The sequence below is a fragment of the Neisseria weaveri genome, assembly GCF_900638685.1.
Lineage (GTDB): Bacteria > Pseudomonadota > Gammaproteobacteria > Burkholderiales > Neisseriaceae > Neisseria > Neisseria weaveri.
Genome location: NZ_LR134533.1, coordinates 177,954 through 190,308 on the forward strand (window position 1 = coordinate 177,954; position 12,355 = coordinate 190,308).

General features: G+C 49.0%; 11 protein-coding genes. 4 read left to right on the plus strand and 7 right to left on the minus strand.

The features are described from left to right. Nucleotides 1-90: 90 nt before the first annotated feature. Nucleotides 91-3,291, minus strand: coding sequence for an exodeoxyribonuclease V subunit gamma (gene recC, locus EL309_RS00900; protein WP_050793677.1), 3,201 nt, complete (start codon nucleotides 3,289-3,291; stop codon nucleotides 91-93). Between the two features lie 138 nt (nucleotides 3,292-3,429). After that, complete coding sequence (rpe, locus tag EL309_RS00905; RefSeq protein ID WP_172795931.1) at nucleotides 3,430-4,113, minus strand: ribulose-phosphate 3-epimerase; 684 nt, start codon at nucleotides 4,111-4,113, stop codon at nucleotides 3,430-3,432. Between the two features lie 230 nt (nucleotides 4,114-4,343). Between rpe and EL309_RS10755 the strand changes: the two genes are divergently transcribed. The 4 genes from EL309_RS10755 (at nucleotide 4,344) to ygfZ (ending at nucleotide 8,276) form a co-directional block, all read left to right on the plus strand. Next, nucleotides 4,344-4,805 (plus strand): Spy/CpxP family protein refolding chaperone, encoded by a 462-nt coding sequence (locus tag EL309_RS10755; protein ID WP_232014425.1) that lies wholly within the window; start codon nucleotides 4,344-4,346, stop codon nucleotides 4,803-4,805. Between the two features lie 137 nt (nucleotides 4,806-4,942). Beyond that, nucleotides 4,943-6,568 (plus strand): CTP synthase, encoded by a 1,626-nt coding sequence (locus EL309_RS00915; protein WP_004284078.1) that lies wholly within the window; start codon nucleotides 4,943-4,945, stop codon nucleotides 6,566-6,568. A gap of 342 nt (nucleotides 6,569-6,910) precedes the next feature. Further along, nucleotides 6,911-7,276 carry a YkvA family protein gene (locus EL309_RS00920; RefSeq protein WP_004284080.1) on the plus strand — a complete coding sequence of 122 codons (366 nt, stop codon included), beginning with the start codon at nucleotides 6,911-6,913 and terminating at the stop codon, nucleotides 7,274-7,276. A 139-nt stretch (nucleotides 7,277-7,415) separates the two neighbouring features. Beyond that, on the plus strand, nucleotides 7,416-8,276 hold the full coding sequence (gene ygfZ / locus EL309_RS00925; protein ID WP_004284081.1) for a CAF17-like 4Fe-4S cluster assembly/insertion protein YgfZ: 861 nt from the start codon (nucleotides 7,416-7,418) through the stop codon (nucleotides 8,274-8,276). Nucleotides 8,277-8,413: 137 nt separating this feature from the next. Here the strand turns inward: ygfZ and EL309_RS00930 are convergent, their stop codons facing one another. The 5 genes from EL309_RS00930 to radC all read right to left on the minus strand — a co-directional run bounded on the left by EL309_RS00930 (nucleotide 8,414) and on the right by radC (nucleotide 12,244). After that, nucleotides 8,414-8,674, minus strand: coding sequence for a GNAT family N-acetyltransferase (locus tag EL309_RS00930; RefSeq protein ID WP_004284082.1), 261 nt, complete (start codon nucleotides 8,672-8,674; stop codon nucleotides 8,414-8,416). Nucleotides 8,675-8,751: 77 nt separating this feature from the next. Beyond that, nucleotides 8,752-9,498, minus strand: a complete 747-nt coding sequence (gloB, locus tag EL309_RS00935; protein WP_004284083.1) for a hydroxyacylglutathione hydrolase — start codon at nucleotides 9,496-9,498, stop codon at nucleotides 8,752-8,754. Between the two features lie 40 nt (nucleotides 9,499-9,538). Continuing rightward, entirely contained in the window at nucleotides 9,539-10,075 is a 537-nt protein-coding gene (locus EL309_RS00940) for an NUDIX hydrolase (RefSeq protein WP_040669842.1), read from the minus strand. 79 nt (nucleotides 10,076-10,154) lie between these two features. Beyond that, nucleotides 10,155-11,447, minus strand: coding sequence for an adenosylmethionine--8-amino-7-oxononanoate transaminase (gene bioA, locus EL309_RS00945; RefSeq protein ID WP_004284086.1), 1,293 nt, complete (start codon nucleotides 11,445-11,447; stop codon nucleotides 10,155-10,157). 122 nt (nucleotides 11,448-11,569) lie between these two features. Then, nucleotides 11,570-12,244, minus strand: a complete 675-nt coding sequence (radC, locus tag EL309_RS00950; RefSeq protein ID WP_004284087.1) for a RadC family protein — start codon at nucleotides 12,242-12,244, stop codon at nucleotides 11,570-11,572. Between the last annotated feature and the right edge of the window lie 111 nt (nucleotides 12,245-12,355).

Genomic DNA, 12,355 nt, shown 5'->3' on the forward strand with positions numbered 1-12,355 from the left:
CAAGGCCGTCTGAAAATTTAAGGCCGTCTGAAAAATTTTCAGACGGCCTTAAACTTCATACACACTATCGTTCAAGCCACCGAAACTGAACTACAACCCAATCAGCTTCACAAGAGTAACCAGCAGGTCATCAATCATATTCCAAAATAACGGCGTCGAGACCGGCAAGATTTTGTCTCTGCCGAACACCAGCTTAACTTCGTCATATTCGCAAGGTGCTTTACCGCTCTGACCGTTTTGATACTCAAACACTATGCCTTCCCGTGCTTTTTTCTCGTCTTTGATTTTGGTTTTCGCGGCCTCGATACTCAATTTGGCAAAAAACGGCAACGGACGCGCTTGCCCCCAAACATAATACTCAAGCCACTTTTGCAGGATTGCCTCAGCCTGGTCTTTGTCGATTTCCGGATAATCCGATACTTTGCAATCGGCCTGAACAATATGTGTTGCATACGTTTGAATTTCAGACGGCCTGACGGCGCAGAAAATCAAGTGTTCCAACATCAACTCTATGGTTTGCGGTGCATTTAAATTCTGATACAGATAAATGATTTGGCCGTTTTCATATACATTTTCCAAACTGCCTTCCAAACAGAAACGGCCTATTTGCAGACGGTATGCGCGTGCCGGAATTTTTTTGCTGCCAACCAATGCGGCATCGAGCGATAAAGCCGAAAGACGAAAACTTTCCTGCCACAATCCGCCCAATTTATCGGCCGGAAAAAAGCTCTCTGCCTCAAGCTTTTCAGCAACATCCGTAAAATCGGCATGATTTTTTCGAGCATCTATGTAACGGGCCATAATTTTCGCATTACAGTTCGGCTTAAAAGGCTCTTCCGCTTCCCATACCTGCTCGGTATACATTCCGCTCCAACCGAGCGTCCGCCGCAGCCAGGCTTTTACCGGGTTGCGCCAGAAAGACAAAAACTCGGATTGGGTAATATTCATTTGCTCTTCAATCGGCTCCGGCTTTGGAAATGAATCCGGATTGAAGAAAGCCGGTATTTCTCCCGACGGCCGGTTCAAAGCTTCGGCATAATCCTGACGTATGCTTCTTTGGGTAGCTTTATTATCGGCTTCTTTTGAAAAATAGTTTCTCGAAAACGGCTGCAAATAATGGTTTTCCACCCACGATTCCGACAAAACCGACGCTTCCTGCCCGGTCATTTCGGCAATCGTATCAATCAACTCTGCCAATAAAGCAGAAGGGGCTTTGTCATTATTGTTTTCAATATTCTTGCCTAAGTAAGACAAATACAGAATTTCCCTTGCGCTAATAATGGCTTCCAAAAACAGATAGCGATCGTCATCACGGCGTGAACGGTCGCCTTTTTGCGGATACTTGGCAATCAGGTCAAAAGCCGCGGCCTTGGTGTTTCTTGGAAAATCGCCGTCATTCAGTCCCAACAGGCAAATCATCTTAAACGGCAGGTTGCGCATCGGTACCATGCTGCAAAACGTGATGCCACCACGCAAAAAACCGGCTTGAGACTCGCTACCTAAAAAATGTTCCACATGACGGATAACTGTTTCCTGAGACAATATGCCGGTAAAGCCTGCCAATACCGTTTCTTCCTGCCAGCGCGCCAAAGACTGTTCCAGCTGCTGAACGGCATATTGGCTGTCCGCATCCGGCATCGTTAAATCTTGGATCAGCTTGCGTATACGCTCTATCCAAACCGGCACTTCTGCAGGCTGCGCCCATTCTTTAAAGGTATCCGATAAAACCCGGATAAACTCTGCAAAGCCTTCAAACACAGCCAAATGGTTGACATCGCCATGCCATGCACTGATGCCCTGCCACAAACCGTTTCCGTTTTCAGGCAGCATCCAACCAAGAATCAGCCGATCCAAACCCTGCTGCCAGGTAAACAAAGCATCGCTGCCGCGCATGGCTTTATCTACACCCCAATGAATATTTAACTGCGTCACCGTATCCATCAGCAGCGGCAAGTCTTCACGCGAAAGATTAAAACGTGCCAACACCAGATGGCTATCCAGTAAAGGCAGTAGCTTATCCGCTTCAAAACGGCTTTGCAGCAGATCGAATACCTGCTCCAACACATAAAACAAAGGCTGCCGCCTGCTGACTTTAACATCCGAAACCGAATAAGGCAGCTTCTGCGCCCCGTCCTGCTCCTGTCCGAACACCACTTCGATATAAGGCATATAGGGCTGGATATCCGGCATCAAAACGGCGATATCATGCGGTTGCCAGTCAGGATGTTCGTTTAACACCCTCAATAATTTTGTTTTCAAAACCTGCAATTCACGCAAAGGGCTGTGCGCCGAACAAACTTGAATCGAGCCGTCCTCCAACCCGTTTTCCGTCAAATTTTCAGACGGCATCTGTAATGTTTGAATCTGATACTGTAAGCGGCGAAGCAGACTCCCGCTCTCTACATCGTCATAATATCCGCGTTCCTCCACATCCGGCATCTCGGACAGCGCATCAAAAAAATCCCGCCCCTGCTTACCCAAAGAAGCCAAAAGCGGATGACCACTCTGACTCAAGTCTATATCGCCTTTGTTTTTTAAAATCTGTGCCGCATCAATTACATCCCCCCAATAACCACTACTGGGATTCAATGCCAAAATATGCACATCGCAATGCTGCGCCACCGCCTGCAACAACTGCAGATACATCGGTGCCATTGCCGCCACACCGAAAACAAAAAAACGCTCCGGCAACTTATCGGCAGACAATGACCCCAACAACTGTTGCCACAACGCCACACGGTGCGGCACACCCTGCATACCGTCACCCAAAAACCGCCACAAAGCCGCCTGCCAAGCCTCATCCTCCCCCAAGCCTACCAATTTTCCCTGCTGCCAAGCATCAATCCACTGCGGACGGTAAACCAAATATTGGTCAAACACATCCGCCAGCTGTGCTGCCAGCTGGTAGGCCGCGGCATCTCCGTTGCCGAGATACTCCGACAACGCCGCCCTAACCGGTTCGAATTGCGCATCGTCTTTAAACCTGCTGCTACCAAATAAATCCAGCAAGCGCCAAACCACCACATCTGCCGAAAACGGACTCAACGCCGGCACACCCGGAATAAAATCACGCATCAAGCGCCAGGCCAACCCTGCAGGCAAACTGAATTTCAAATTCGCCGCCACCCCCAAACGGCGGGCCAAATACGCATTCAAATACCGGCGCATTCCCTGACTCTGAACAACCACCTCCTCCGAAGCAAAAGGATCGTCTAAAGGAAGCAGCGACTGCAGTTGCGCAAAAATACCGGCCAATACTTCGAGTCGGTTGGATTGGTGCAGATAAAGCATAAAAATAACAGCCGTAAAAATAATTCCAATACCGGGATTATCCGCCAATTCACCGTTTACGTCACGGTTGCCGGAAACACAAAAGCCGTCTGAAATTTCAGACGGCCTCTGTCATACGCAGCACCCGGTATCTCAAAATCAAACTTTTACCGCAGCCAGTTCTTCCCGCATCTGATCGATTACTGCTTTATAATCAGGCTTACCGAAAATCGCCGACCCGGCAACAAACGTATCCGCCCCGGCAGCCGCAATTTCGGCAATATTGTCCACTTTCACACCGCCGTCCACTTCCAAGGCAATACGTCTGCCGCTCTCACCTTCATACATATCCAACAAATCCCGAACCTGGCGGATTTTGACCAAAGTTTGCGGAATAAAGCTCTGGCCGCCGAATCCGGGATTGACAGACATCAACAATACCATATCTAACTTGTCCAACACATTTTCCAATAAATATACCGGTGTTGCCGGATTCAAAACCAAACCGGCCCGGCAACCCGCATCACGAATCAAACCCAAGCTGCGGTCGACATGTCTGCTGGCTTCGGGATGGAAAGTAATGATATCCGCCCCCGCATCGGAAAACGAACGGATCAAATCATCTACCGGCTCCACCATCAAATGCACATCAATAGGCACCGTCGCATACGGTTTCAAAGCCGAACAAACCATAGGACCGAAAGTCAGGTTCGGCACATAATGATTATCCATCACATCAAAATGGATCAAATCCGCTCCTGCCTCAATAACGGCAGACACCTCATCGCCCAAGCGGGCAAAATCCGCAGATAAAATACTGGGAGCAATACGGAATTTATGCAAAACAACCTCTCCAATCACAATAGCTCAAAACAAGTCTTCAAAATAAAATTTAAAATGAATATAATAAACAATTAGCAGGCAGCATCATATTTACCTTTACCGGTTGACCGCATAATACCTACAAAACGAAAAAGACAAAAATTTTACAGCAAAACCGCCTGTTAACGTAAATTAACTATGATTATACCTCGTTGACAAAATTATCAGTTATATTTGCTGCCATTTCATTCATGCCTTTTATCACCGCAATCAAGGGGGAAGCCTTGAAAAACCACATGAAAATCAAAACCATAAAAACATATCTCATCGCTTCGTTTATGCTGTCGGCCAGCTTGCCTGCTTGGAGCGGGCCGCTTCCCCTACACCTTGACGATTTTCACCGTAATTGTGACATACGGGCACTTTCCTTGTCACAAGAACAACACCAAGAATTGAAAAAAATCCGCAACGAATACCGCAGGCTCATGAGCAATGCTGCCAAACGAAATAAAAATTCCAGCAGCAACCGCAACGAAATCATCCGGATTCTTTCCGCAGTCAATTTCGATATAGAAGCAGCCAAAAACTATATCGTACGCCGAGATTTGGCCAATATCGATGCGTCCATCTACGAACTGCGCGGCCAACACCAGTTTTTCCAACTGCTTACCCCGTCGCAACGCACCAAATGGCTCAACACCTGCCTGAAATGATTCTTATCCGATGCCGTCCGAACCATATTTCAGACGGCATACTTCATTCAATCCACTCCTTTTTTCCATACATTTCCCGTTTGCCAGTCTGAGCGCTTCACGGTAAAATTACGGATTCCAATAGAGTGACAAACATCATGACCAAGTTTATCTTCGTAACCGGCGGCGTCGTATCTTCATTAGGTAAAGGTATCGCCGCCGCTTCTATTGCAACCATTCTCGAATCCCGCGGCCTCAACGTAACCATGCTTAAGCTGGATCCCTACATCAATGTAGACCCCGGCACCATGAGTCCGTTCCAGCACGGCGAAGTTTTCGTTACCGAAGACGGCGCGGAAACCGACCTTGATCTCGGCCACTACGAACGTTTCATCAACGCCACCATGACCCGTAAAAACAGCTTCAGCGCAGGTCAGGTTTACGAACAAGTCATCGCCAAAGAAAGACGCGGCGACTACCTGGGCGGTACCGTACAGGTGATCCCCCACATTACCGACGAAATCAAACGTAAAATCCACGAAGGTGCCGAAGGTAAAGACGTTGCCATCGTAGAAATCGGCGGTACGGTCGGCGATATCGAATCCCTGCCTTTTTTGGAAGCCATCCGTCAAATGCGCAGCCAATTGGGGCGCAGCAACTCCCTGTTCGTACACTTAAGCTATGTACCCTACATTGCCGCCGCAGGCGAAATCAAAACCAAACCGACTCAACATTCCGTTAAAGAACTGCGCGAAATCGGTATCCAACCCGACGTGTTAATCTGCCGTATGGACCGTATCCTGCCGGAAGACGAAAAACGCAAGATTGCCTTATTCTGCAATGTTGAAGAACGTGCAGTTGCAGGCAGCTATGATGCAGGCAGCATTTACGAAATTCCCGAAATGCTGCACAACCAAGGCATCGACAACATCATCTGCGAGCAGTTGCAATTAAACGTCCGCCAAGCAGACCTAACCGAATGGAAAAAAATCGTTTACGCCATTCAAAACCCCAAGCACACCGCTAAAATCGCAATGGTCGGCAAATATGTGGATCTGACCGAGTCTTATAAATCGCTGACCGAAGCCCTGAAACATGCCGGCATCCATACCAATACCGATGTACAGATTACCTATATCGACAGCGAAGATATCGAAAAAGACGGTGCGGAAAGTCTGAAAGGTTTTGATGCCATTCTGGTTCCGGGCGGCTTCGGCTCACGCGGCGTAGAAGGAAAAATTGCAGCGGCACGTTATGCCCGTGAAAACAAAATTCCATATTTAGGCATCTGCCTGGGCATGCAAATCGCCCTGATTGCCTACGCCCGCGACAAAGCCGGCATGGAAGGCGCCAACTCCACCGAATTTGACTTAAAAGCCCCCTATCCCGTTGTCGCCTTAATTGACGAATGGCAAACGGCAGACGGCAGCGTTGAGACCCGCGACGAAAATGCCGATTTAGGCGGCACCATGCGCTTGGGTGCTCAAGAAGTGGAATTGCAACCCGACAGTTTGGCCGCAAAAATTTACGGCAGCACCACCATCCGTGAACGCCACCGCCACCGCTATGAAGTCAACAACAACTTCGTACCGCAACTGGAAAAAGCCGGCTTGGTTATCGGCGGCGTTTCCGCAGGTCGCGAACGCTTGGTAGAAACCATCGAACTGCCCGACCATCCTTGGTACTTCGCCTGCCAATTCCATCCGGAATTTACATCCACACCGCGTCGCGGCCATCCATTGTTTACCGCTTTCATTAAAGCCGCTTTGGCCAACAAAGCATAATCCGGCAGTTTGGCTTATTATTGAATCAAAGGCCGTCTGAATTTTCAGACGGCCTTTTTCATTGCACTTTCCAAACATTTTTTTGCACTTTAATGCCTTATCCTACCGCTTGAAACGTGCCGTCAGCCACCCCATTTTCCCAACTAACGCAAACCAACTTTATTTCTTGATTTTGCCAAGCCACCACACGGCCTACTGAAACATGACTCCGTTTCAATACGTCTTTCAACTGAGAACAAAGCGGCAAAATACAAAAACAGGTTTGCCGCCGAACCGTAGCAAGTTGGGTTGATTTGCGATATCCGGTTTTCCCTGTATCACACACCACACAAGGACACCCTTATGAAAACCACACCACCCGAAGATTTTATTCCATCGTTCCGCCGCAAAAAACTGGACGAACCCGGTTTTTTCCGCAAAATAGGACGCTTTGCCGGAAGGTTGGGCGAACCGGTTATCCGCCAGCTTTATGCCCTTTATTATCTGTTTAAAGATCCCGGCACGCCGAAAAAAACCAAAGCCATCATTCTCGGCGCCCTGGTATATTTTCTCAGCCCGATAGACAGCATTCCCGACCTGCTCGGTCCTTTGGGTTTTAGTGACGACATCGCCGTTATCACACTGGTTTATGCCCAAATGAAACGCCACATGACCGAAAGCATTTTGGAAAAAGCGCGTATCGCCACCCAAAAATTACTCAACAAATAAACGAAAAACACATAAGGCCGTCTGAAAATTCAGACGGCCTTGTCTCTCTGAAAAACAAACCCGTCCGGCATCAGGGCTTTAATCCGCAGCCTATCGGCGTTACAATTCCCCACTGTCTACACATACACAGAGAACCATCATGCCTACTTCATCACGTCTGCCCTTTTTCGGCATTGTCCGCGTCAGCGGCGAAGACCGTGCGTCTTTTCTGCACAGCCAACTGTCCAACCACATCGAAGCCTTATCGGAACACCAAGCCTGCTACGCCACTTATAACACGCCCAAAGGCCGCGTTATCGCCAATATGCTGGTGATCAACCGGGGCGAAGATTTGCTGCTGGTGATGGCAGCCGATTTGACCGAAAAAACCGTCAAACGCCTGAAGATGTTTGTCTTGCGTGCGAAAGTCCAATTCGAAGTTTTGACCGCTTTTGCCGCAGCAGGCACGCTTCCCGACGGCATTCAGCCCATCTCCGCCGACACCCCTGCTTTAGCTTTTGCCTGCAATACCGATAACGGCATAACCGAAATTACGCTTCCCCATCAAGGCCGTCTGCAAATCGGTTTGGCGCAATCGCTGCCCGAATACGATGCAGAACACGAAAACGCCTGGAACGCACACGAAATCCGCAGCGGTTATCCATGGATTTCCGAAGCCACCAGCGAAGCTGCCGTCGCCCAAATGCTGAACCAACACATCATCGGCGGTGTGCACTTTAAAAAAGGCTGTTATCCCGGCCAAGAAATCATCGCACGCGCGCAATATCGCGGACAAGTCAAACGCGGCTTGGCGGTATTAAGTTCTCCCGAACCCGAAGCAGCAGGCGCGGGCGTACAACTGGGAGGTGAAGAAGCAGGCATCATCATCAACAGCGCGGCAGACCCATCGGGCAACATCCATCTTGCCGTCATCAAGTTTTCCGCCGCCGAAGCGCAATTAAGTGGCACAAACGGCAATCCGCTGACACAACGACAGCTATTCTTTACCGTTGAAGCCTAAATTGCCCGCAATCTCTGTCGATTTACATTCTTCATAATGAAAAGGCCGTCTGAAAATTTCAGACGGCCTTTTCAACCGACATATTACCGACATTGAATCAAGGCCTTGAAAACTGCAAACCGTCTCCAATCGGAAAATCACGCTTTCCGCTTTGCCAATACCGCTGCCGCATAATCACATGATGCCGTCAAACCCACCTGATGTTTTTTTGCCTCTTCAATTGCAGCCTCAACCAAAACCTTAGCCAAACCCTGCCCGCGAAAAGCCGGATCAACTACGGTATGGGTGATATTCCAAATGCCGTCTGAAATTTCATAATTTAAATGGCCTGCTTGTTCCCGACCGACCGATAAAATAAAGGTCCGGGTTTCAGGAAAATGTTGCACCGCGTTTGTCATCCGTATCTCCTTAAAAAGTCTTGTGTTCGAGGATTAGTTGAGGCCGTCTGAAATTTTCAGACGGCCTCGCTCTATGCTTAAAAACGGTTTTTTAATTCACGCATCGCTGCAAACACCTCTAAGTCGTTATGCAAGGCTTTGCCCGACAAGGCTTCAACACGCCGGGCAATCGCCAGCACATGCACCCGCAAGAAAGGATTAACCTTACACTCGTGCTCCAAACGCACCGGCAATGTAGGCATTTTTTCAGACGCAGCGGCACGTGCGATGTCTTGGTTTTCCGGCTCGATATGTGCGGCAAAGCGCAAATTGGCCGCCGTATATTCGTGCGCCGGATAAAACAGGGTTGCTTCATGCAAGGTCAGGTAACGCTGCAAACTGGCAAACATCTGCTGCGCCGTTCCGGTGAAAATCCGGCCGCAACCCGCGCTGAATAAGGTATCGCCGCAGAATACATGTTTATTGTCGGAAACAGAAACAATATAGCTGAGATGGGAATCGGTATGGCCGTATGTTTCCCACACCTCTACGCTGCAATTTTCCCACTGCCAACGGCTTCCTTCGGCAACTTGATTGTCCGCCGCACCAATATCGTGGTTGCCGAATATACGGCATTGCGGAAAAGACTCCAGCAACCCGGCAATGCCGCCGATATGGTCATGATGATGATGGGTAATCCAGATCTGCTCCAACGCCAAGCCGTGCTGTTTCAGATAAGCCAATACAGGCCCGGCCTCTCCGGGATCGACGCAAACCGCTTTACCGCCTTCTTGCAGCAACCAAATATAATTGTCTTGAAATGCCCGAACCGGCACAATCTTCATGTTTGTCTCCGACATATTCTCATTGAGGCCGTCTGAAAAATCAGCTGTTCAACAACCAATATTGCAGGCCGACCAGTGTTTTTCCGTCTTCGATTTCATTATTGAGAATGGCCGCTTTGATTTCTTCGCGACTCATCAATACGGTTTCGGTAAATTCGTCTTCATCGTTTTCCAAGCTGCTGCCTTCGCTGATACCTTCGGCCAAATAGAGATACATTTTTTCATCACAGAAACCGGGCGCAGTATAGAAAGTGTGCACCAATTTTGCCCGCTCGGCACGGTAACAGGTTTCCTCTTCCAGCTCGCGCAAAGCGCAGGCTTCAGTGTCTTCCCCGTCCACATCCAACTTCCCTGCCGGCAATTCCAGCAACGGTTTGCCCAAAGCGTAACGCCATTGGCGCACTAAAATTACTTTGTCGTCATCGGTTACCGCCAGCACGCAAGTCGCTCCGGGATGGCGGGCAACCAAGCGGCTGCTTTCCTTGCCGTTGGGCAGGCGGATTTTATCGCGGCTGATGGTTAAAAAAGTTCCTTCGAAAATCGGCTCGGAGCTGATTTTGGTTTCCGTTAAATCCATAATTACTTTTCCTTTGCTCTCAATCGACAAACCGGATTCCAACTGCCATGCAATACGGTTTATCTGTAATTTCGTTCATTCAAACAGCAAACAAATCAGGTCGTTGGACCGCTTGTTCGACTGCATCGGTTAATGTTTTCAATTCGTCGGGTTGAATGATATACGGCGGCATCAAATAGACCAATTTGCCAAACGGCCGTATCCATACGCCCTGCTCGACAAAAAACGCCTGCATGGCCGCCATATCTACCGGCCTTCGCGTTTCCACTACGCCGACTGCGCCGATAATACGCACATCAGCCACTTCCGGATAAGCCGAAAATTTGGGTAAAACCGTCTGAAAATGCTGTTCGATGGCCGCAACTTGTTGCTGCCAGTGTCCGCGTTTCAAAATCTTCAAATTGGCTGCGGCTACCGCACAGGCTAAAGGATTACCCATAAATGTCGGACCGTGCATAAACACGCCTGCCTCGCCGCCGCATAAGGTTTCCGCCACATGACGGCGGGTAATGGTGGCCGACAGCGTCATCATACCGCCGGTCAATGCCTTGCCAATACACATAATATCCGGCACCACATCGGCATGCTCACAGGCAAACAATTTGCCCGTACGTCCGAATCCTGTGGCAATTTCATCTAAAATCAGCAAAATGCCGTACTCATCGCACAGTTTCTTAACTTGACGGAGATATTCGGGATGATAAGCGCGCATACCGCCGGCACCCTGCAAAACCGGCTCCAAAATAACGGCGGCGATATTGTGATGCCCGGCTTCCAAGGCCGTCTGAAAAGGCAGGATATCTTCCGGCTGCCACACACCGCCGAAACGGCTTTGCGGCGCGGCTGCAAAAATATGTTCGGGAAGAAAACGCTTATAAAGCGTGTGCATAGAATTAATCGGATCGCAAACACTCATTGCGCCGAACGTATCGCCGTGATAGCCGCAGGAAACGGTTAGAAAACGGCTTCTCGGCTCACCCCGCGCATGCCAATACTGCAAAGCCATTTTTAATGCGGCTTCCACCGCAACAGAACCGGAATCCGCCAAAAAAATACATTCCAAACCTTGCGGCAAAACCGCTAATAATTCCCGGCACAATTCAACCGCAGGCTCATGTGTGATACCGCCAAACATCACATGCGGCATAATGTCCAACTGTTTTTTGGCCGCTTCGACCAATTCCGGGTGATTGTATCCATGTTGCGCACACCACCAAGAAGACATGCCGTCTATCAGCCTGCGCCCGTCAGCCAAGGTCAAGTACATCCCGTTACTGGAGGCAACCGGATACACCGGCAAAGGGCGAATCATCGAAGTGTAAGGATGCCAAATATGTTTCCTGTCAAAATCCAAGTGTTCCAAAGTCAGCATATACGTCAAAGGCCGTCTGAAAACGCCATTATATAGTCAATCAAATGACATTCATACTCGACGGCCCGCTTGAAACCCCATTCTGCAAAAACACAAACAGCCAAACTTCAATGCTTTAACCACTACAGCAAGCCGCGTTCGGCAAACGAAACCGCCCGTTGCGCGGTAACAATAAAATGATCCAGCAACCGCACATCCACCAATTCCAACGCCTGCCGCAAACGCTTGGTAAAAGCAACATCTTCCGGCGACGGCTCGGGAGAACCGCCCGGATGATTATGCGCTAAAATAATCGAAGCCGCATGTTGATCCAAAGCAAGCTTCACGACCTCCCGAACATAAACCGTATTTTCCGATACCGTACCCCGGCTAAGCTCCCGTTCTGCAATCAACTGGTTTTGCTGATTCAGGAACAACACCATACTGACTTCAACCTTCTCCAAACCCAACTGCAAACGCAAAAAATCCAACACATTTTCAGGCGAAGTAAACACAGGCTGCTGCCGTAATTCCTCACTCAAAACCCGCCTTCCTATTTCACGGACTACGGCAAACTGCGTATAACCGGCCAGCCCCATTCCCTTATAACGCGATAATACTTTTGCCTCCGCACTCAACAAGTTCCCCAAACTGCCAAATTCATTCAGCAAATAACGTGCTAAATCCACCGCACTCATGCCGCGCGTCCCGACCCGCAATAAAACCGCCAGCAATTCGGCATCACTCAAAGCAGCAGCACCCCGCTCCAACAATTTCTCACGCGGGCGCTCACCTTCCGGCCATTGTTTGATACTCATTTGACACCTATAAATAATTAAAGTAACTATACATTTAATAATAATGTCAAATATAATCTATGTTTAATTATCTGTACAACAAACAATAAAAAAAGGCCGTCTGAATTTCAG